At 71.9% G+C, this 19,717-nt stretch carries 19 protein-coding genes and 1 pseudogene; 10 read left to right on the forward strand and 10 right to left on the reverse strand.

The genetic code is table 11. The features are described from left to right. Positions 1–13: 13 nt before the first annotated feature. The 6 genes from AC6F7H_RS10850 to ccsB all read left to right on the forward strand — a co-directional run bounded on the left by AC6F7H_RS10850 (position 14) and on the right by ccsB (position 6,636). Positions 14–661 carry a histidine phosphatase family protein gene (locus tag AC6F7H_RS10850; protein WP_500761747.1) on the forward strand — a complete coding sequence of 216 codons (648 nt, stop codon included), beginning with the start codon at positions 14–16 and terminating at the stop codon, positions 659–661. A gap of 123 nt (positions 662–784) precedes the next feature. Continuing rightward, positions 785–2,125, forward strand: coding sequence for a polysaccharide deacetylase family protein (locus AC6F7H_RS10855; protein ID WP_500756778.1), 1,341 nt, complete (start codon positions 785–787; stop codon positions 2,123–2,125). 156 nt (positions 2,126–2,281) lie between these two features. After that, positions 2,282–2,911 (forward strand): TlpA family protein disulfide reductase, encoded by a 630-nt coding sequence (locus AC6F7H_RS10860; protein WP_500756779.1) that lies wholly within the window; start codon positions 2,282–2,284, stop codon positions 2,909–2,911. A gap of 1 nt (position 2,912) precedes the next feature. After that, on the forward strand, positions 2,913–3,707 hold the full coding sequence (locus AC6F7H_RS10865) for a cytochrome c biogenesis CcdA family protein (protein WP_500756780.1): 795 nt from the start codon (positions 2,913–2,915) through the stop codon (positions 3,705–3,707). 5 nt (positions 3,708–3,712) lie between these two features. After that, positions 3,713–5,491: a cytochrome c biogenesis protein ResB gene (gene resB / locus AC6F7H_RS10870; RefSeq protein ID WP_500756781.1), complete on the forward strand. Its 1,779-nt coding sequence runs from the start codon at positions 3,713–3,715 to the stop codon at positions 5,489–5,491. Then, on the forward strand, positions 5,488–6,636 hold the full coding sequence (ccsB, locus tag AC6F7H_RS10875) for a c-type cytochrome biogenesis protein CcsB (RefSeq protein ID WP_500756782.1): 1,149 nt from the start codon (positions 5,488–5,490) through the stop codon (positions 6,634–6,636). The genes resB and ccsB overlap by 4 nt, the downstream gene beginning before the upstream one ends. Positions 6,637–6,706: 70 nt before the next feature. Here ccsB and AC6F7H_RS10880 read toward each other — a convergent pair whose 3' ends face one another. Together AC6F7H_RS10880 and AC6F7H_RS10885 are read right to left on the reverse strand one after the other, a co-directional pair. Beyond that, complete coding sequence (locus tag AC6F7H_RS10880; RefSeq protein ID WP_500756783.1) at positions 6,707–7,192, reverse strand: nucleoside deaminase; 486 nt, start codon at positions 7,190–7,192, stop codon at positions 6,707–6,709. Positions 7,193–7,344: 152 nt separating this feature from the next. Then, positions 7,345–7,890: a GNAT family N-acetyltransferase gene (locus AC6F7H_RS10885; protein ID WP_500756784.1), complete on the reverse strand. Its 546-nt coding sequence runs from the start codon at positions 7,888–7,890 to the stop codon at positions 7,345–7,347. A 588-nt stretch (positions 7,891–8,478) separates the two neighbouring features. On the opposite strand from AC6F7H_RS10885, the gene AC6F7H_RS10890 reads away from it, so the two are divergent. Next, positions 8,479–8,943: a hypothetical protein gene (locus tag AC6F7H_RS10890; protein ID WP_500756785.1), complete on the forward strand. Its 465-nt coding sequence runs from the start codon at positions 8,479–8,481 to the stop codon at positions 8,941–8,943. Further along, positions 8,940–9,257 (forward strand): winged helix-turn-helix domain-containing protein, encoded by a 318-nt coding sequence (locus AC6F7H_RS10895; protein WP_500756786.1) that lies wholly within the window; start codon positions 8,940–8,942, stop codon positions 9,255–9,257. Before AC6F7H_RS10890 ends, AC6F7H_RS10895 begins: the two co-directional genes overlap by 4 nt. Before the next feature lie 165 nt (positions 9,258–9,422). Here the strand turns inward: AC6F7H_RS10895 and AC6F7H_RS10900 are convergent, their stop codons facing one another. Further along, a complete protein-coding gene (locus AC6F7H_RS10900; protein WP_500756787.1) occupies positions 9,423–10,622 on the reverse strand; it encodes an MFS transporter in 1,200 nt (399 codons plus the stop codon). Positions 10,623–10,921: 299 nt separating this feature from the next. On the opposite strand from AC6F7H_RS10900, the gene AC6F7H_RS10905 reads away from it, so the two are divergent. After that, positions 10,922–11,536 (forward strand): hypothetical protein, encoded by a 615-nt coding sequence (locus AC6F7H_RS10905; RefSeq protein WP_500756788.1) that lies wholly within the window; start codon positions 10,922–10,924, stop codon positions 11,534–11,536. A 41-nt stretch (positions 11,537–11,577) separates the two neighbouring features. Continuing rightward, positions 11,578–12,549 (forward strand): ferritin family protein, encoded by a 972-nt coding sequence (locus tag AC6F7H_RS10910; protein ID WP_500756789.1) that lies wholly within the window; start codon positions 11,578–11,580, stop codon positions 12,547–12,549. A gap of 62 nt (positions 12,550–12,611) precedes the next feature. Here AC6F7H_RS10910 and AC6F7H_RS10915 read toward each other — a convergent pair. The 7 genes and pseudogenes from AC6F7H_RS10915 to AC6F7H_RS10945 form a co-directional block, all read right to left on the reverse strand. Next, positions 12,612–13,085 (reverse strand): annotated as a pseudogene (locus AC6F7H_RS10915) (IS30 family transposase); the annotation flags it as partial. 269 nt (positions 13,086–13,354) lie between these two features. Next, on the reverse strand, positions 13,355–13,993 hold the full coding sequence (locus AC6F7H_RS10920; RefSeq protein WP_500756790.1) for a sigma-70 family RNA polymerase sigma factor: 639 nt from the start codon (positions 13,991–13,993) through the stop codon (positions 13,355–13,357). Positions 13,994–14,225: 232 nt separating this feature from the next. Continuing rightward, on the reverse strand, positions 14,226–14,939 hold the full coding sequence (locus tag AC6F7H_RS10925; protein ID WP_500756791.1) for a hypothetical protein: 714 nt from the start codon (positions 14,937–14,939) through the stop codon (positions 14,226–14,228). A gap of 106 nt (positions 14,940–15,045) precedes the next feature. Then, on the reverse strand, positions 15,046–16,314 hold the full coding sequence (locus AC6F7H_RS10930; protein WP_500756792.1) for an ArgE/DapE family deacylase: 1,269 nt from the start codon (positions 16,312–16,314) through the stop codon (positions 15,046–15,048). 142 nt (positions 16,315–16,456) lie between these two features. Next, positions 16,457–17,866 (reverse strand): HAMP domain-containing sensor histidine kinase, encoded by a 1,410-nt coding sequence (locus AC6F7H_RS10935; protein WP_500761749.1) that lies wholly within the window; start codon positions 17,864–17,866, stop codon positions 16,457–16,459. Between the two features lie 123 nt (positions 17,867–17,989). After that, positions 17,990–18,817 carry a response regulator transcription factor gene (locus tag AC6F7H_RS10940; RefSeq protein WP_500756793.1) on the reverse strand — a complete coding sequence of 276 codons (828 nt, stop codon included), beginning with the start codon at positions 18,815–18,817 and terminating at the stop codon, positions 17,990–17,992. 213 nt (positions 18,818–19,030) lie between these two features. Next, the gene (locus AC6F7H_RS10945; protein ID WP_500761751.1) at positions 19,031–19,714 is read right to left on the reverse strand and encodes a CE1759 family FMN reductase; all 684 of its coding nucleotides are present in this window, start codon (positions 19,712–19,714) and stop codon (positions 19,031–19,033) included. Positions 19,715–19,717 lie beyond the last annotated feature (3 nt).

A 19,717-nucleotide genomic window follows, 5' to 3' on the forward strand; every position in this document is an offset into this window, starting at 1 on the left:
CGTCGTCCACCTGATGCGGCACGGCGAGGTCGCCAACCCGGACGGCGTCCTCTACGGCCGGCTCCCCGGCTACCAGCTCTCCGAGCTGGGCCGGCGGATGGCCGAGCGGGTCGGCGAGCACCTCGCCTCCCGGGACGTCGTCCATGTCGGCGCCTCCCCGCTGGAGCGGGCGCAGGAGACGGCCCAGCCGATCGCCAAGGCACACGGTGTGGACATCGCCACCGACGAGCGGCTGATCGAGGCCGAGAACGTCTTCCAGGGCAAGACCTTCGGCGTCGGCGACGGCGCGCTGCGCCGGCCCGAGAACTGGAAGCACCTCGTCAACCCGTTCAAGCCGTCCTGGGGCGAGCCGTACATCGAGCAGGTCGTCCGCATGATGGGCGCGCTGGACGCGGCCAAGGACGCGGCACGCGGTCACGAGGCGGTGCTGGTCAGCCATCAGCTGCCGATCTGGATCGTGCGGTCCTACGTCGAGAAGCGGCGGCTGTGGCACGACCCGCGCAAGCGGCAGTGCACGCTCGCCTCGCTGACCACCTTCACCTACCGGGGGGACAGGATCGTCTCCGTCGGCTACAGCGAGCCGGCCCGCGATCTCGTCCCCGCCCATCTCCTCGCCGGTGCCAAGCCGGTGAAGGGGAAGGAGAAGGCCTTCGGGGCCTAGTCAGGCGGCCGCATGGCACCCCCGTGACGATCGTTGCCAAACCTCCGCACTACGCGGGAACCCCTGTTCGCGTCACGTCCTCTGAGTGAGTGACCACCAGAGGACGTGACGATCGGGGATGCCATGCGCACTCTCACCCGCAGGGGAATGCTCGGGCTCGGCGCGGGGGCCGCCGCGGCGGTGTCGCTGGCCGGCTGCGGCGGCGCCACCGGCCCGAGCGGTACGAGCCGTGCCGACGGTCCGGGCGGTTCCGACGGGAGCGGCGGTTCCGGCGACGGCGGCCGTACGGGCACGCCGAAGCCGACGAAGACCGCCCGGCCGATCGGCGACGGTTCCACCGCCTTCACCGGCAAGCAGCCCCACCAGCCCGCGAGGCCGGTGCCGCTGGAGCCGGGTCAGACCCCGCCGCAGTTCGTCGTCTTCTCCTGGGACGGGGCCGGCGAGGTCGGCAACGGGCTCTTCCCGCGCTTCCTGGACCTCGCCAAGGAACACGAGGCGCACATGACGTTCTTCCTCTCCGGGCTGTATCTGCTGCCCGAGTCGAAGAAGCGGCTGTACGACCCGCCGAACAACCCGCGCGGCGCCTCCGACATCGGCTACCTCACCGACGACCACGTCAAGGACACGCTGAAGAACGTCCGCCGCGCCTGGCTCGAGGGCCATGAGATCGGCACCCACTTCAACGGCCACTTCTGCGCCGGCTCCGGCAGCGTCGGCAACTGGACGCCGCAGCAGTGGCGCAGCGAGATAGACCAGGCGAAGTCGTTCGTGAAGGAGTGGCGGACCAACTCCGGCTGGACCGACCTGCCGTCGCTGCCGTTCGACTACGACAAGGAACTCGTCGGCGGCCGTACGCCCTGTCTGCTCGGCCAGGACAACCTGCTGACCACCGCCCGCGAGCTCGGCTGGCGCTACGACGCCTCCTCGCCCGGCGGCCGTCAGGTCTGGCCGTCGAAGCGGGACGGCATATGGGACCTCCCGCTGCAGCAGATACCTTTCCCCGGACGCTCCTTCGAGGTCCTGTCGATGGACTACAACATCCTCGCCAACCAGTCCGTCAACTCCACCAACGCGCCCGCCCACAACCACCCGGGCTGGCGCAAGCAGGCGACCCAGGCGTACATATCGGGCTTCGAGCGGGCGTACGGGACGAACCGGGCACCCTTCTTCGTCGGCAACCACTTCGAGCAGTGGAACGGCGGCATCTACATGGACGCGGTGGAGGAGGCCCTCAAGCACATCGCGCGGGCGAAGGAGAAGGGCGGCGACGTACGCATCGTCTCCTTCCGGCAGTTCACCGACTGGCTGGACGCCCAGCGGCCCGAGGTGCTGGGGCGGCTGCGCACCCTGGACGTCGGGCAGGAACCGGCCGGTGGCTGGCAAGGCTTCCTGAAGGACACCGGTGGCACCGCCGGGACCGGTGGCCCGAGCGGCACCGGGACAGAAGGAACGGAAGGCGCCTGACCGAAGAGCCGGCGGCACCGGGCAGAGGAACCGAGCGGGGTCCGGCCGGAGAACCCAGCGGCGTCCGACAGGGCATCCGAGCCGCGCCGATATGCGGGTTTCCGTCCGCGAGGGGGGCGGGCAAGATCCCCAGAACGGGCATGCGAAACTTTTCACATGAGTGCCGCCAGCCGTGCCCCCCAGCGCTCGAGTCGCGCCGCCCGCGTCCGCCGCCGTGCCGTCCTGACCGTCGGCACCGCCGTGGCCGCCCTGCTGGTCTCCGCGTGCGGTTCCGGCGGAACCTCGGGCGGAGGCGGCAACACCAACTTCGTCACCGGCACCGACGGCATCTCCACCGTCGCCAAGGGCGAGCGCGTCGCCGCGCCCGACCTGTCCGGCGAGACGCTCGAGGGCGAGCCCCTCGACGTCGCCGACTTCCAGGGCAAGGTCGTCGTCCTCAACGTCTGGGGCTCCTGGTGCAACCCGTGCCGCGCGGAGGCCAAGTACTTCGCCAAGGTGTCCGAGGAGTACGCCGACCAGGGCGTGCAGTTCGTCGGCATCAACACCCGCGACGGCAGCGCCGGCTCGGCGCTCGCCTTCGAGAAGGACTTCGGCATCACCTACCCGAGCCTGTACGACCCCACGGGCAAGCTGATGCTCCGCTTCGAGAAGGGCACCCTCAACCCGCAGGCGATCCCCTCCACCCTGATCCTGGACCGCGAGGGGAAGATCGCGTCCCGCTCGCTGACCGCGCTCAGCGAGGAACGGCTGCTGAAGATGCTCAAGCCGGTCCTCGCGGAGAAGTGACGTGACCACCCTCACCACGCTCGCCGCCGGCACTGCCTCCCTCGCCGCCGACCCGGCCTACAACGACACGGTGCTCAACGGCGCCCTGCTGGTGGCACTGCCCATCGCCCTGCTCGGCGGGCTCGTCTCCTTCTTCTCACCCTGCGTCCTGCCGCTGGTCCCCGGCTACCTCTCCTACGTCACCGGCGTGTCCGGCACCGATCTGGCCGAGGCCCGGCGCGGCCGGATGGTCACCGGCGCCTCGCTGTTCGTCCTCGGCTTCACCGTCGTCTTCGTCTCCGGCGGCGCCTTCTTCGGCTACTTCGGCCAGACGCTGCAGGAGCAGTCCGGCATCCTGACCAAGGTGCTCGGCGTCCTCATGATCCTCATGGGCGTCTTCTTCATGGGGATGATGCCCTGGCTCACCCAGCGCGAGTTCCGCTTCCGCAAGCGGCCGGCGGCCGGCCTGGCCGGCGCGCCCGTCCTCGGTGCCCTGTTCGGCATCGGCTGGACCCCCTGCATCGGCCCCACCCTCGCCTCCGTACTGACGCTCTCCGCGCAACAGGAGAGCGCCGGACGCGGGGCCGTGCTGACCGTCGCGTACTGTCTGGGGCTGGGTCTGCCCTTCGTCCTCGCGGCCGTCGCCTTCCGCAAGGCGCTCGGCGCCTTCGGCTGGGTCAAGCGGCACTACGCATGGGTCATGCGGATCGGCGGCACGATGATGATCGTGACCGGAGTGCTGCTGCTCACCGGCATATGGGACAACCTCGTGACGCAGATGCAGACCTGGTCCAACGGCTTCACTGTGGGGATCTGACGGCGATGAGCACGACTTCCAGAACCGGGTCCGAAAAAACCCCGGCGGGGCCCGAAGAGGCCGCGGGCGGCACCGGCGACCAGGAGCTGGGCGCCGCCGGTTCCCAGCTGTCCACCGCGCCCGCGGAGGAGCCGCTGAACCTGCCCGCCCTGGGCGTCATCGGCTGGGCCCGCTGGTTCTGGCGGCAGCTCACGTCCATGCGGGTCGCGCTGCTGCTGCTGCTGCTGCTGTCGCTCGCCGCGATCCCCGGCTCGCTCATCCCGCAGACCGGCATCGACAGGACCCGGGTCGACGACTTCCGCGAGCAGCACGACGTCCTCGCACCGATCTACGACAAGCTCGGCCTGTTCAACGTCTACAGCTCGGTGTGGTTCTCGGCGATCTACATCCTGCTGTTCGTCTCCCTCATCGGCTGCATCGTGCCCCGCACCTGGCAGTTCGTCGGCCAGCTGCGCGGCCGTCCGCCGGGCGCCCCCCGGCGGCTGACCCGGCTGCCCGCCTACACCACCTGGCGCACCGAGGCCGAACCCGAGCAGGTCCGTGAGGCCGCCCTGGCGCTGCTGAAGAAGCGCCGCTTCCGCGCCCACCGGGCCGGTGACGCCGTCGCCGCCGAGAAGGGCTATCTGCGGGAGGTCGGCAACCTCACCTTCCACATCGCCCTGATCGTGATGCTGATCGCCTTCGCCTGGGGCCAGTTGTTCAAGTACGAGGGCAACAAGCTGATCGTCGAGGGCCAGGGCTTCGCCAACACGCTCACGCAGTACGACGACTTCAAGTCCGGCAACCTCTTCGACGTCGCCGACCTGGAGCCGTTCAGCTTCACCGTGAAGTCCTTCACCGGCACGTACGAGCCCTCCGGCCCCAACAAGGGCACCCCGCGCACGTACGAGACCGAGCTGGTCTACAGCGAGGGCGCCTACGGCAAGGAGAAGACGACCAAGGTCGAGGTGAACAAGCCGCTGAAGGTCGGCGACGCCAAGGTCTACCTCGTCAGCCACGGCTACGCGCCCGTCGTCACCGTCCGCGACGGCGATGGCGAGGTCGTCTTCAAGGACGCCGTGCCGCTGCTGCCGCTCGACGCCAACGTCACCTCCTCCGGCGTGGTCAAGGTCCTCGACGGCTACCGCAACCCCGAGGGCGAGAAGGAACAGCTCGGCTTCAACGCCTTCTTCGTGCCCACCTTCGGCGGCTCGGCCACCGGCACGATGCTCTCCCAGTTCCCGGCACTGGGCTACCCGGTGCTCGCACTCTCCGCCTACCACGGCGACCTGAAGGCCGACGCCGGCATTCCGCAGAGCGTCTACCAGATGGACAAGACCAAGATGAAGGAGTTCAAGGACTCCGAGGGCGAGCTGTTCAAGAAGCTGCTGATGCCCGGCGAGACCATGACCCTCCCGGACGGTGCCGGCTCGGTCACCTTCGAGAAGGAGATCAGGGAGTGGGCCGGCTTCCAGGTCGTCCAGGAGCCGGGCGGCGGCTGGGCCCTCGCCGGTTCCCTCTTCGCGATCGGCGGTCTCGTCTGCTCCCTGTTCGTCCAGCGGCGCCGCGTGTGGGTGCGCGCGGTCGAGGGCCCCGACGGCGTCACCGTCGTCGAGATGGCCGGGCTCGGCCGCAGCGAGTCCGCCAAGGTGCCCGAGGAACTCGGCGACCTGGCCGGAATCCTCTACGACCAGGCTCCCGGGGTCCCCGACGCCGATGACGCCGCCGACGACGCCGCACCCGCGGCATCCGCCGATTCCCCCGACCCCCAAGCCGCATCTGCCGAAGGGGCTGAGAAGCCTTGACTCTCGCCGCCGCAACCGATCTGGCCACCGCCACGAGCCTGGCCGCCGCGAACAACGAGAACCTCGCGGAGATCAGCAACGTGCTGATCTACTCCGCGATGGCGGTCTACACCCTGGCCTTCCTGGCGTACATCGCCGAATGGATCTTCGGCAGCCGCAGCAAGGTCGCCCGCACCGCCGCCGCGCTCACCCCCCGGGCAGGGGCGGCCGGGAAGACCCCGGCCGTCACCGTCGGCAAGGCGGGCGGCACCGCCGTGCTGGAGCGGCCGAAGGTCGTCGTACGGGCCGGGGCCGGCACCCGTGACGTGCCCGACGGGCCCGGGGCGCACGGCGGGGACGAGCAGGGCGACCTCTTCGGGCGGATCGCCGTCTCCTTCACGGTGCTCGCCTTCGCGATCGAGTTCGGTGGTGTGCTCACCCGGGCGCTGTCCGTGCAGCGGGCGCCCTGGGGCAACATGTACGAGTTCAACATCACCTTCACCACCACCGCCGTCGGCGTGTACCTCCTGCTGCTGGCGCTGAAGAAGAACGTGCGCTGGCTCGGGCTGTTCCTGACCACGACCGTGCTTCTCGACCTCGGTCTCGCCGTCACCGTCCTGTACACCGAGAGCGACCAGTTGGTTCCCGCGCTCGACTCGTACTGGATGTACATCCACGTCTCCACCGCGATCCTGTGCGGCGCGGTCTTCTACGTCGGCGCGGTCGGCACGATCCTGTACCTGTTCAAGGACTCCTACGAGGGCAAGCTCGCGCGCGGCGGCAAGCCCGGCGCCTTCGCCACCTCCGTCATGGAGCGGCTGCCCGCCTCCGCCTCGCTCGACAAGTTCGCCTACCGCGTCAACGCGGCCGTCTTCCCGCTGTGGACGTTCACGATCATCGCGGGCGCCATCTGGGCCGGCGACGCCTGGGGCCGCTACTGGGGCTGGGACCCCAAGGAGACCTGGTCCTTCATCACCTGGGTCGCCTACGCCGGCTACCTGCACGCCCGCGCCACCGCAGGCTGGAAGGGCCGCAAGGCCGCCTACCTGGCGCTGGCCGCCTTCGCCTGCTGGCTGTTCAACTACTACGGCGTGAACATCTTCGTCTCCGGCAAGCACTCCTACGCCGACGTCGGCCTGGGCGTCCTGGCCTCCGTCGGCTTCTGAGCGCCCCCGACGCACCCCACGACGGCCGGTTGCCGCGCCCCGATCCCCGGGCCACGGCAACCGGCCGTCGTCACTTCCCGACGTCTCCGATGTCTCTGACGTCTCCGATGTCCTCGTGCCACAGCCGCGGATGCCGTTCGACGAAGTCCCGCATCATCGCCGCGCACTCCGGATCGTCCAGCAGCACGATCTCCACGCCGTGTTCGGCCAGCCAGTCGTGACCGCCGTGGAAGGTGACCGCCTCGCCGATCACCACCCGGGAGATGCCGAACTGCCGGACCAGCCCGGAGCAGTACCAGCAGGGCGACAGGGTCGTCACCATCGTCGTACCGCGGTACGAGCGCTGCCGTCCCGCCGCCCGGAAGGCGGCCGTCTCCGCGTGCACGGACGGATCACCGTCCTGCACACGGCGGTTGCGGCCCCGGCCGAGCAGGGTCCCGTCGGCGCCGTACAGCGCGGCGCCGACGGGGACACCACCCTCGGCGAGCCCCGCGCGGGCCTCCGCGAGGGCGGTGGCGAGCCAGGCACGGGCCGTTTCCCGATCGATCGACTCCATGCGGCCAGTCTCCCGCGAACCCGCGTGGTCCCACGGACGGCTCCGGCGAGGGAACGGCGCCCCGTCGAATCCGTCACACGCCTCACGGGGCGAACGTTGCCTGATGCGGCACCTGGACGGTGAGGAGAGCGCCGTCGCACCCCGAGCCGGCCTCACCACGACACGGGCTCCCTGTCCGTCGCCAGGCGGGCATGGAGTTCCACGTCGTGGCGGACACCGTCGTATCCGAGCTTCTGTCGTTGCCGTCCTTCCACCGCGAAGCCGGCGGCGCGCGCCACTTTGCACGAGGCGGGATTGTTCACCCGGTGCCCGAGCTCCGGCCGGAAGAGTTCCGCGTCGTCGAAAGCCCAGCGGGCCACAGCACTGCAGGCACGGGAAGCTGTGCCTCTGCCACGAGCCGTTGCCGTCGTCCAGTAGGACACCCATCCAGTGGCATCGCGCCGATCCACCGGGCCGACACACACCTGACCGAGAACGAGGCCACCGCCGTCGACGACGGCGAAGGAGCAGGCGGAGTCCGCGGCCCACTGGTCACCGCGAGCCGTTGTCCACTGCTCGGCTGCCTGGACGGAGTCAACCGGCTCGCCGGCCTGGCCACGCATGAGCGGATCCGCGAACGCGGTCATCACCGCCCGGGCGTCCTCGGCCCTCCATCTCCGCAGCACCAGGCCGGAGGAGGCGTCCACACGATCGCGCACGACGCGAGTCCTCCTCAGCAGGCACCGCCTGTCACGTCGGTTTCCCCAACCGCCCAGGGACACCGATGGGTCATGTCCCGCCATGTGGTGTGAGGGATCCCCGCGGTCCCGGGGCTGCGGGGCCGGAGGCGGATGCCTTGCGGAAAACCGTGAGCAGTCGGCGGGCATGGGTCACTCAAGCACTCAAACGAGCGGCATCAGGACAGTGGCGGTCAAAGTGCTCACGACTTCGGGACGGTGTGTCCTCCCCAGGACACGGACGCGTGCCCCGGCATCGCCATGTCGAGGCCCCCGCCCCACCGGACGGTCGCGGAACACCGCCCGCACGAGCAGCCGACCGCCCCCGGCAGGGCCCGATACGCCGTCACCCGACCTCACGCCCCGCCGGGCAGCGCGACCGGCCCCGACCCGCGAGGCCGCCTTCAGGTCCCTCGCACCAACCGGAGGGACACCATCCGGATCACCCGGTGCGACAGCGCCGCAGAGGTTGAGCAGAACCCGAGAAATGACGTCGCTCCCCTCGACTCTTGACTTTCCCACCAGGAAAGTGGGATTCTCACTTTCCCACTAGGAAAGTGAGGTGTCGCTGTGGACGACATCGCTCCGGACCAGGCTCGCACCGCCCTCGACGCAGCTGACCGTGCTCGACGCCAGGTGGCCGAGGAAGTCGGCTTGCCCCGCGGCTACTGGTGGGCGATGGCGGCCGGTTGGATCCTGTTGGGCGTGCTCAGCAGCGTGGCGCCACCGTGGCTGGCCGGGACCGCGACCGTGGGCTTCGGCATGGGGCACGCGGTGCTCGCGTCACGTCTGCTCGACGGACGCCGGCGCACGGATCGGCTGCGGGTGAGCGCGGCGGTCGCCGGCCGCCGCATCCCACTGGTCGTGGTCGGCATGCTGCTCGGGCTCATCGGGGTCACCGTCCTCGCGGCGCTCACGCTCGACGCCGACGGCGCGGACCACGCGGGCGTCTGGGCGGCGGTGCTGGTCGCGGTCGTTGTCGGGTTCGGTGGGCCGGAGATCCTGCGCGTTCTGCGTCGTTGGGTGCGGGCATGACGAAAGCGCGTTTCGACGAGCTGATCCATCCCAGCACCCGCCTGTCCCTGGTGGCGACACTGGCAGCGGCCGACTGGGCCGAGTTCGCCTTCCTCAAGGACCGGTTGGGACTGTCCGACTCGGCACTGTCCAAGCAGCTCACGACGCTCGAAGAAGCCGGGTACGTCGCCACGGAACGCCGCCTCAGCGGCAGCCGCCGGAAGGTACGCGCCCGGCTCACCGGCGCCGGCCGGGATGCCTTCGACGGTCACATCGCGGCACTGCGGGCAATCGTCGCCGACGCCGCACCCCCGTCCGAAAGCCCTCCGGCGTGAAGCCGTCTGCGCCCGCTCGTCGGAACTGGCCCCGGTCGGCTGTTCCGCCTCCCGGGCACGTGCCCGGGAGGCACATCCAGGGCACGTGAACCTGGGATCCCGCAGGGTTCGGGCGGGGCTTTCGGGTCCGGCCCTCTCCAGTGCCGGGAAAAGGCCGTCAGGCCGTCAGGTGACCTGCGGGGAGGGAGCGGAGGTGGTGGCTCTGCCGAAGGCACGCATGGCGAGGGCGCCGGCGAGGGGGCCGGGCGCGAGAAGGAGGAAGGCGTACTCCCAGCCGATGGCCTCGGCCAGGAGGGGGGTGAGCTGGATGCTGACGACGGTGAGGGCAAAGCCGATCGCGGTCTGGCCGGTGAGCGCCGTCCCGATGTAGCGGTGGTCGGCGACCTCACTCAGCGATGTCGAGAACACCCCTGAGTCCGCGATCACGGCAGCACCCCACAGCGTGCAGAAGGCGAACAGGAGCAGCGGCGGAGCGTGGAAGAAGAGCGGGGAGACCAGGCAGCACAGGCCGCTGAGGAGCAGCGCCGCCAGGGCGGCGGGAGAGCGGCCGAAGCGGTCCGCGCCCCAGCCGCCGAGCAGGCAACCGACCGCCCCGCCGATCCCCATGGTGAGGAACACCGTGATCCCCACCGAGCCCGGGAGTCCTCTCGCGGCGGAGGCCGCCAGCAGGAAGGACGGGATCCAGGTCCACAGGGCGTAGAGCTCCCACATGTGTCCGAAGTAGCCGAGATTGGCCAGGCGCGGCCCGCGTTCGGTGAACATGGTCAGCGCGTACCGGGGGTTGCGGGCGGGTGCGGTCGGTGCCGCGTGGGGGCCGGGCCGGATGAGGGCCAGTGAGATGACGGAACCCAGGAGCCCGGCTGCCGCTGCGGCGAGCAGAACACCGCGCCAGGGCAGTGAGCCCACGCCGGCCATGAGATGGGGAAGAGTGGAGCCGAGGGTGAGGGCGGCGATGAGGACGCCCATGGTCCTGCCCCGTCCGGCGCTGCCGGACCAGGAGGCCATGAGCTTCATGCCGGTGGGGTAGACCCCGGCCAGGAACATCCCGGTCATGAGTCGCAGCGGGACGGCGACGGCCGGCCGGTCGGCGAACAGGGCCAGCACCACGGTGCAGACGGCGGCTGCCGCGGCACTGACGGCGAGCAGGCGCTGGGGCGGAACGCGGTCCGCCAGGTTCAGGGCGGTCGATGCCACGGCCCCGGCGACGAAGCCGAACTGCACGGAGGCCGTCAGCCATACCGCGCCGCCGGCGGTGAGCCCCCAGTCGTTCCGCAGGCTGGGCACCACCGCCGACATGGAGAACCACACGGCGAGACCGAGCACCTGCACGGCAGCGATCGCTCCGCGTTGCACACCGACGTTCACAACTGCCCCCCTCAGGACCAAGGTCTTGTTCCTCTGCTCTCGTGCGCCACGGCCGAAAGCCGACCCTGATCACCCCGGGCCCGTGAGCCCGGTTCGCTCCCCGCTCGGCAGCCTGCCGTCCGGAAGGTGACGCGCCGACTCCCAGCGCGTCAGCGGCATCGCATCCCGGGGGCTCGAGTCGCCGCGACGCCGTCTTCGGCGTACCCAACGGCCGAGGCCGGGGTGCATTCCCTCACGCAGCACCTGGCCCATGGAACTCGCCCCGCACCATCCGCGTCAACGCCGTCGCCCCGGCTGTCGTGCGGACCCCCGTCCACGGGGAGTCCATCCCCGAGGCGAACCCGGACTCCGCACTCGACGGGTTCCACCCGTTCCGTCCGCCGGGGCGTACCGGAACGCCCGACGACGTTGCCGCCCCCGTGGCGTTCCTGCTGTCGGAGCAGACGGACCGGGTCGCCGGCGCGGTCCAGGACATCGACGGCGGCGTCATGGCCGGCCGCGCCTCTCCGCCCCCCGAGGAACGCGCCGACGCCCGTGTGCTGTCCGACGACGGAGGCGTCACCGCACCGGGTGCCGGCCTGCGGACGCCGCCTTCCTCTTCCGCCTCGGCTTCGGTGAAGGCGTCGTCGATCGCCTCGCGGGAGCGGGTCTCGCCGGATGGCAGCGAGGGTGCTTCTCGTGGGGCAGCCCGTCGGTTCGCCAGGGCACCGGGGCCGATCTTGCTCGAGGCCGGAGGCTGCCGGTCCGCCGAATCCACTGCCGGAGCGGGTCATCGGGTCTGTGCCCGGCGCCTCCGGGGCGCTCCCATATCACGCCCGCGGAGCATGCCGCGCGCCAAGTCCCGGACACGCTCCGTGAGTCACCCGAAGGGGCTACCCCAAAGGGGCAGCGCAGTACGAGTGCGGGTCGTATGAGGCAGGGGATGTCACCCGAAAAACCTCCAAAGGAGGAGATCGTGTCCCATCGCTCGATACGTACGCTCGTAGTGAGTCTGTGCGCGCTGGCCGCCACCGCCGCGCCGGCGGCGCCGGCCCTGGCACTGGCCGTCCCGACCGGAGGGCAACCGACACCGCACACCGCCGGCCGGGCCCTGCACGCGCAGACGCTCGCCGACCTGACCACCACCATGAAGGGCGCGGCGTACGCCCACGCCGTCTACGACCTCTTCGCCGCCGAGGCCGACCGCCAGGACCTCCCGGCCGTCGCCCAGCTCTTCCGCACCACGGCGCAGACCGAGCTGAACGAGCACCTGCACGAGGCGGCCACCCTCATCGGCATGGTCGGCGACAACGCCGCCAACCTGCGCCAGGCCATCGAGGGCGAGACCTACGAGCACGAGGTCATGTACCGCCGCTTCGCCGACCAGGCCCGGCAGGACGGGGACCTCGAGGCCGCGAAGCTCTTCAGCGAGATCGCCGCGGACGAGGGCCGCCACCGCAACGCCTTCCGCACGGCCCTGGCGGCCGTGACCGCCGGCCAGGGCACCATCCCGGCACCGCCGAAGGCCGACATGGTGCCGGTGCCCGCCGGGCTGCCGAAGGTGAAGGCCGCTCGCACCAAGGCCAACCTGGAGACCGCCCTGCACGGCGAGGCGCTCGCCCACGCCAAGTACATGCTCTTCGCCGCCCACGCCAAGCAGTCCGGCAACGCCGCGCTGGCCCGCCTGTGGGAGGGCACGGCCGAGGTCGAACTGCGGGAGCACTTCGCCGGCGAGGCGGTGCTGGCCGGTCTGGTGCGCAGCACCAAGGACAACCTGCGCGAGGCCGTCACCAGTGAGCGCCACGGAGCGACCATGGTGTACCCGGGGTTCGCCGAGCGGGCCACCGCCGTCGGTGACACCGCCGCCGCCCGCTTCTTCCGCGACACCGCCGCGGACGAAACCCGGCACGGGGCCGCCTTCCAGAAGGCGCTCGACCAGATGGGCTGACCGCTCCCCACCCAGGGGATCCCGGTGTGACCGGCCGGGCGGACCGTGGTCCGCCCGGCCGGTCACGGCATCACCCCCGCCGTCAGGGTGGGGAGCACGACCCGGGCGGCGTTGCCGGGGGGACGAACGGACCCTGCCCGTCCGACGACGTCGCAAGCTGGGCAGGCCGTTCGTGTTCTCGTTCGAACCGCGCTGCCGGGGCCGGTCGGGGCGCAGAAGCAGACCGGGATGTCCGTGGCGACGGTGAAGGAGCCGTGCGAGGCCATCTCCCTGACCTGGTCCCGGGTCAGGGACCGTTCGAGGTGAGCGGGCGGGCATCGTCCGAACGGTCTCGACCAGGGCGTCGCGGACGCCGACTGAGGTGTGGTCGGGGGAAGGTGAAGGAGCATCACGTAGCGGGTGCCGCGTTCGACGAGGGTGCCGATCGCCGAGCCGCTGTCCTTGCCGATGATGAGGTCGCCTTCCCAGTGGCCGGGCACGGCCCGGTCGTCCGCTTCGGCGGGCCACTCGCTGATCATCACCATCGGCTCGGTGAAGCGGGGCCACCGGTGGTCTGATCCGCTGTGGGTCGCACCGGCCGTTACCACTCACGGCCGGTGCGCTCGTTCACGCCGACGAGCGCGGACGCTTCCTTGTTTCTGCAGTCCGCTTTCACGAGCCGGAAGTGTCCCGCCCGCTCGGCGTGAGGTTTCCTGGGTCCCCGCGCTGTACGGACCTTGCGGATCTCGAAGTCCGTCGCACCCCCTGAACCGGGGTGTCGCAACGACTACTGGAACCCAAGCCGTCCGCTCCGGGGCTCCCTCCGTCAGGCCGCCGCGCCCGTCGGTTCGGCTCGGTCGGCGTCGTGCAGGGACTGGATCAGTGCGGAGCGGGCCCGAGCCACGCGGGAACGGACCGTACCGACCGGGCAGTCGCTGAGCTCGGCCGCCTCCGCGTAGGGCAGGCCGAGGAGTTGGGTGAGGACGAACGCCTCGCGGCGTTCTTCGGGCAGGGCGTCCAGCAGTTCGGTGAGCGCGATGCCGTCGTCGAAGCCCGGCAGTCCGCGCTCCTGGGCGCACTCGGCGGCGGCCTGCCAGTCGTCGGTGTCGAGGAGACGGGGGCCGGCGGACGCGTGCCGGTAGTCGTCGATCACCGCGCGCCGGGCGATGGACAGCAGCCAGGTCCGGGCGGAGGAACGCCCCTCGAAGCGGTGCAGGCTGCCGAGGGCCCGCAGGAAGGTGTCCTGGGCGAGGTCGTCGGCGGCCTGGGGGTCGGCGCTGAGGTAGGTGACGAAGTGGCGGACGTCCCGGTGCAGGGCGCGGACGAAGTTCTCCACGGCCTCCGGGTCGCCGGCGCGGGCGGCGAGTGCCCAGGTCGTGGTCGACTCGTCGAGGGCCGTCCTCTCGTCACGTGTTCTCGCGGTGTGCGGCGTCGTGTCGGATGCGACAAACGCTGCGACAAACATGGCAGGACTGGTCACCTGATGTCCTTCTCGGGAGTCCGGAGGTCCGGCATGCGGGAACCCCGCGAGCAGAGCGGAGGTCCGACATGCAGACCGGCCGCGCACGGCGCGCGGCGGATCCGGTGGTGGCGTGGGGTGGCGGACCTACGCACAGCACGCATGGCGGCGTACGTCCGTTGCCCGAGCCGCCGTCCGGGCGCGGGGCGCCCTGGGCGGTCTCGGGGAACCGGCTGTCTCAGACGACAGCGGTCCCCGCCGGCGGGCCCCGAGGAGTGATCGCGTACACGAGGAACAGCCGGTGCGGCCGGTGGGCCGTGCGGCTGTGGCGGGTGGTGACGCGCGGGCGACGCGGTGGTACGGCGGGAGTGAGCGGCAGCCGCAGCGGGGCGGCCAGCCATCCGGCGACGGCCCGCAGGATGCGGAAGGCCGCGCGTTCGCCGTACGCGAGCCACAGGCCGCTCAGGAGCGCGGCCAGCAGGTGGGCGGCGAGCATGCCCGCGGAGGACACGGACATCCCGTCCACGGTGTGGCCCACCGTGTGGCCCGTCCCCACCATGGAGTCCATCGCGTCCATGGGGCCCACCGGCTCCGCGACGGAGCCTCCATGGGCTGCGCGCACTCCATGGCCCATATGAGCCCTATGGGCCATGGAGTGCGCGCCGGCGGTCGTGCCGTCCGTGGCGGACGGTGTCGCGAGCTCCTGCGCGTACGAGAGCCACAGGTGGAGTGCCGCCTGCGCGGTCGTCACGACGGAGGGGACGAGGACGAGCCCGCGTTCCCGGCCGGCCAGGCACCACGCCGCGCCGCCGGTCACCGCCGTTCCGGCGGCGAGGGACCACCACGGCACTCCGGTGCCCGACATCAGGACATGCCCCAGGGCGGCGAGCAGCACGCAGACGACCGCGAACACCGCGGCCCGTGTCGTGCGGAAGCACCACCCGGCAGTCATGGCGGCTCATCCTCGCATTCCGGCCTCGCTGTCATGAGGGGGTACGGAAACTTCCCCGGCCCGGCACTCAGCACTGCCCCGGTGATTCACGTCACTTGACGCCACCTCACTTCGTGCCCACCGTGCGCAGCACCGTGAGGACCATGGTCCGGGCCACCGCCACCGTCTCCCGCAGGGAGACCTGTTCGCGGGGGCTGTGGGCCACCTCGATGTCTCCCGGCCCGAACTGCAGCGTCGGAATGCCCGCGCCGGTGTAGTGGCGCAGGTCGCTGCCGTAGGTCGCGCCCCGCCGTAGGGGCGGCGGGGCGCCCGTCGCGTCGCTGTGGGCGGCGCCGACGACGTCCGGCAGGGGGTGGCCCTCCGGCAGGCGGCCGCTCGCGAACTGGCCGCCCGGCCAGGTCACCGTCGCCGGGTGGTCGCGCAGCCACGGATCGGCGGCGCAGGCCTCGGCCACGCACCGTTCCAGGTCGGCCCGCGCCTCGGCCGGGTCCTCGTCCAGGCGTACGCCGAGCCGGCCCTCGGCGACCAGCAGGTCCGGCACGCTGCTCGCCCAGTCCCCGGCGCGCACGGTGCCCACCGACAGGGCGTACGGGATCGGGTACTCGGCGAGCAGCGGGGACGGGTTCCGGTTCCGCTCGGTCTCCAGGGCGGCCAGCGCCCGGTGCAGGGGCAGGTAGGCGTCGACGGCGCTGACTCCCTGCTCCCGCGCACTGCCGTGCGCCGCCCTGCCGGGCACGGCGAGACGGAACGTCAGCGCGCCCGCGTTCGCGGTGATCAGGGTGGACCCGGTGGGCTCGGCGATGACGCAGGCGTCGCCCCGGTGTCCGCGCTCCAGGGTGCCGAACGCGCCGATGCCGCCGTCCTCCTCACCGACCACGAAGTGGGCCGCGACCCGGCCGCGCAGCCGTATCCCGGCCGTCCGTATCGCGGCGAGCGCGGCGAGGTGCGCGGCGAGCCCCGCCTTCATGTCGCAGGCGCCGCGCCCGTGCACCACGTCCCCGGTCACCCGCGGTACGAACGGGTCGCCGTCCCCCCACGCCTCGGGGTCGCCGGGCGGTACGACGTCGACGTGGCCCTGGAGGATCAGGGTGGGCCCGTCGCCGCCGTCCTGCGTGGTTCCGACCAGTCCCCACGCCTCCTCACGGGGCACCTCCATGCCCGGGAAACCGGGATGGGCCCGCAGCGCGGGCAGGTCCATGGACCACAGGTCGACCTCCAGTCCCAGCCATTCCAGCCGGCCGGCCAGCTGGTGCTGGAGTTCGGACTCGGCGGCGCTCCCGGTCACGCTCGGCGCCGCGATCAGCTCCATCAGGGTCCGCCCCAGGGCCGCCTCGTCGATCGCCGCCAGCGCGGCGGCCTCCTCGTCGGTCAGCACGTTGCCGCTCCTCCCCTCCCGGGAGCGCGTGCGGCGCACCCCCGACCGCATACATGCTCGTCCCCGGCCGCCGGTACGCGGCGACGGGGGGCGATCTCGATCACTCGTCGCCCGTCGCCCGTCGCTCGCCGCTCGTCGTCCGTCAGGGTCCCGGTTCCGTGTCGTGGTGCGTCAGGGGAACGCCGCCCACCGTGAAGCCGATCACCGTGCCGCCGCCGGCCCGGCGTACCGCGTACGGTGCGCCCCCGTGGGCCAGGGCCACCTCGCGGACGATGGACAGGCCGAGGCCCGAACCGGGCAGGGAGCGGGCGTCGGCGGCTCGGTAGAAGCGGTCGAAGACGTGGATCAGGTCGGCGGCCGCGATACCGGGCCCCCGGTCGCGGACCTCCACCCGCACCGTGCCCGGTCGCGCGGGTCCCGCGACGGTGATGTCGATGGGCGCCGTGCCGTCCCGGTCGAACTTGACCGCGTTCTCGACCAGGTTGGACACCGCCCGCGTGAGCATCCCGGACCGTCCGTCGGTCGTGGTGTCGCCGCTCGCACGGACGACGATCTTCCGTCCGTTGCGGCGCCGGGCCAGTCCCGCCACGTCCTCGGCGATGTCGGCGAGGTCGACGCGCCGCGACGGCTCGGTGTCGGACTGACCGGCCGCCAGCTCGACGAGCTCGTTGACCAGGTCGGTCAGCTCACGGGCCTCCTGGGAGAGGTCTGCGACGAGTTCCTCACGGGTGTCCGGCGGGAGTTCGTCGATACGGCGCAGCAGGGAGATGTTGGTCCGCAACGAGGTGAGCGGGGTGCGCAGTTCGTGCCCCGCGTCCTGGACGAGCCGGCGCTGGTCGTCCTCGGACTGGGCGAGCCGGCCCAGCATCCGGTCGAAGGCGCGGCCGAGCCGCCCCACCTCGTCCCGGCCCGCGACGGGCACCTGGATGCCGAGCCTGCGGGTGCGGGCGACGTCCTCGGCGGCATCGGTGAGGACGACCAGGCGGCGGGTGATGCGCCGGGCCAGCCACCAGCCGAAGAGACCGGCCCCGACCACCACCGCCGCCATCAGGACGAGGGTGCGCTGCTGGAGGGCCCGCAGCAGGTCCTCGGTGTCGCTGAACTCCTGCGCGATCTGGACCGCGCCCCGACCGTCGCCCAGCGCGACGGTCGCGACGCGGTAGATGTCGTCGCCGACGTCGACGTCCGCGTGCTCGACCACCCGTCCGGCCGCGGCGGCCCCCGCGACCACGCGGTCGGCGTCGACCACCGGCAGCCCCGGGTCGCCCGGGTCGACGATCCGGCCGTCCGGCCCGAGCACCTGGACGTCCGTCCGGGCGGGCCGCACCAGATCGTGGCCGGGGGCGGCGGAGGAGAAGTCGAGCGGTGTCATCCGGTTCGACCTGACCTCGCCGCGCAGGTCCTCCACGACCTCGTCGAACACGCTCTGCTGGTCCACCCGTACGAGTCTCGCGGCGGCGCTGTACGACAGGATGCCGACCAGCACGGTGACCGTGGCCGTCACGGCGGCGAACGCCACCGCGAACTTGGTGCCCAGCGACAGCAGCGGCAGCCGGCACCGCCGGACCCGCGGTGAGGGCCGGTGCGCACGGTCCGGGACGCGTGAGGTGTTCCGCACGCCCGAAGTGCCTGAGGTGTCAAAGGTGCTCGAGGTATCCGAAGTGCCCGATGCCACTCAGTCCTCCCGCAGCACGTAACCCACCCCGCGCACCGTGTGGATCAGCTGCGGCGCGCCGGGCTCGTCTAGTTTGCGGCGCAGGTAGCCGACGTAGACGGCGAGGTTCTTGGAGCCGGGGCCGAAGTCGTAGCCCCAGATACGGTCGTAGATGGTGGAGTGGTCGAGGACGATGCCCGCGTTGCGGATCAGCAGCTCCAGCAGTTCGAACTCGGTGCGGGTCAGCTCCAGCTCCCGCTGCCCACGCCAGGCCCGGCGCGCCTGCGGGTCCATGCGCACCCCGGCCGCGGCGATGTGCCGCCCCGGAGCGGCGTGCGGGGTCTTCCCCGGCTCCCGCGACTCCTCCGGGCCCCCCGCCTCCCGCGTCTTCTGTGTTCTCCGTGTGTCCGGCTGCTCCTGCGACGTCGGTGTCCCGTCGGGCGCGGAGGCCGACGCGGGCTCGGGTGCTGCCCGGCGGAGCAGGGCTCGCAGCCGGGCGAAGACCTCCTCGACGTCGAACGGCTTGACGACGTAGTCGTCGGCGCCCGCGTCCAGTCCGGCGATCCGGTCGGCGGTCTCCACCAGCGCCGTCAGCATCAGCACGGGGGTGCGGTCGCCCTCGGCTCGCAGCACCCGGCACACCTGGAGCCCGTCGATGCCGGGCATCATCACGTCCAGCAGGAGGACGTCGGGCCGGCTGCGGTGGACCTGTGCCAGCGCCTCGACGCCGTCGGCGACCGCCGTGACCCGGTAGCCCTCCAGGGTCAGGGCGCGCTCCAGGGCGTTGCGGATGGCGCGGTCGTCTTCGGCGAGCAGCACGGTGTGGGTGCGGGGCGCGGTAGGGGACACGGTGCCAGTGTGCCAAGCACCGCCATCCGGCGGACGGAGCAGTGACCGAAGAGGCTCCTTCTTACCTCGCTCTCACCCCGCCGCGGTCCGGTCGCGGGCGTCCCTTCCCGCGACCGGATCCTCGCGAACGACCGGCCGTCCTGGACGGTCGTCTCACCCGGCGGCCGCTGTCCCTGTAAGACCGCCGGGAGTCGTGGGGGCTGTGGGGCGCCCTCAGCCGGCCGACCGCAGGGCGGCCAGCTGCTCCTCGAACGGCACCACGTTGCGCGCGTCGAACTTGTCGTCGACGGCGCCCCCGCGTGTGACACGGATCGCGTCGCCGCCCGCCTCGCTGCCGTCGCCGTCGACCGTCCCGTCGCCGACGGCCGGCAGAGCGCCCGCCAGGGCGGCCAGCTCGCCCGCCGCCCGGTCGATCCGGGCGTCCAGGCCCTTGTCGCCCCAGTCCTGGGACGCGGCGTAGACCCCCGTGGGGACGACGACCGCGCGCAGGTGGGCGAAGAGGGGCCGCAGGGAGTGCTCCAGCACCAGCGAGTGCCGGGGCGTGCCCCCGGTCGCGGCGATCAGCACCGGTTTGCCGGCCAGGGCCTCCCGGTCCCGTGCGCCGAGCACGTCGAAGAACGACTTGAACAGCCCGCTGTACGACGCCGAGAACACCGGCGTGACCACGATCACCCCGTCCGCCCCGGTCACCGCGTCCATCGCCTCGGCGAGCGCCGGAGCCGGGAAACCGCTGGTGAAGTTGTGCGCGATGTCCACCGCGAGGTCCCGCAGTTCGATCACCGGCACGTCGGACGGGGCCTGCCCGGTGGCCGCGGCGGCCAGCCGCTCCCCGAGCAGGCGGGTGGACGACGGCACGCTCAGCCCGGCCGACACGACGACGATGTTCTTGGCGTTCATGGC

Source organism: Streptomyces sp. MMS24-W38, assembly GCF_059889265.1.

Bases quoted from the DNA above. Each gene is read 5' to 3' on its own strand.
- AC6F7H_RS10850 (WP_500761747.1), top strand. From the start codon at position 14: ATGCGGCACGGCGAGGTCGCCAACCCGGACGGCGTCCTCTACGGCCGG.
- AC6F7H_RS10855 (WP_500756778.1), top strand. From the start codon at position 785: ATGCGCACTCTCACCCGCAGGGGAATGCTCGGGCTCGGCGCGGGGGCC.
- AC6F7H_RS10860 (WP_500756779.1), top strand. From the start codon at position 2,282: ATGAGTGCCGCCAGCCGTGCCCCCCAGCGCTCGAGTCGCGCCGCCCGC.
- resB (WP_500756781.1), top strand. From the start codon at position 3,713: ATGAGCACGACTTCCAGAACCGGGTCCGAAAAAACCCCGGCGGGGCCC.
- AC6F7H_RS10880 (WP_500756783.1), bottom strand. From the start codon at position 7,192: ATGGAGTCGATCGATCGGGAAACGGCCCGTGCCTGGCTCGCCACCGCC.
- AC6F7H_RS10895 (WP_500756786.1), top strand. From the start codon at position 8,940: ATGACGAAAGCGCGTTTCGACGAGCTGATCCATCCCAGCACCCGCCTG.
- AC6F7H_RS10920 (WP_500756790.1), bottom strand. From the start codon at position 13,993: ATGTTTGTCGCAGCGTTTGTCGCATCCGACACGACGCCGCACACCGCG.
- AC6F7H_RS10925 (WP_500756791.1), bottom strand. From the start codon at position 14,939: ATGACTGCCGGGTGGTGCTTCCGCACGACACGGGCCGCGGTGTTCGCG.
- AC6F7H_RS10945 (WP_500761751.1), bottom strand. From the start codon at position 19,714: ATGAACGCCAAGAACATCGTCGTCGTGTCGGCCGGGCTGAGCGTGCCG.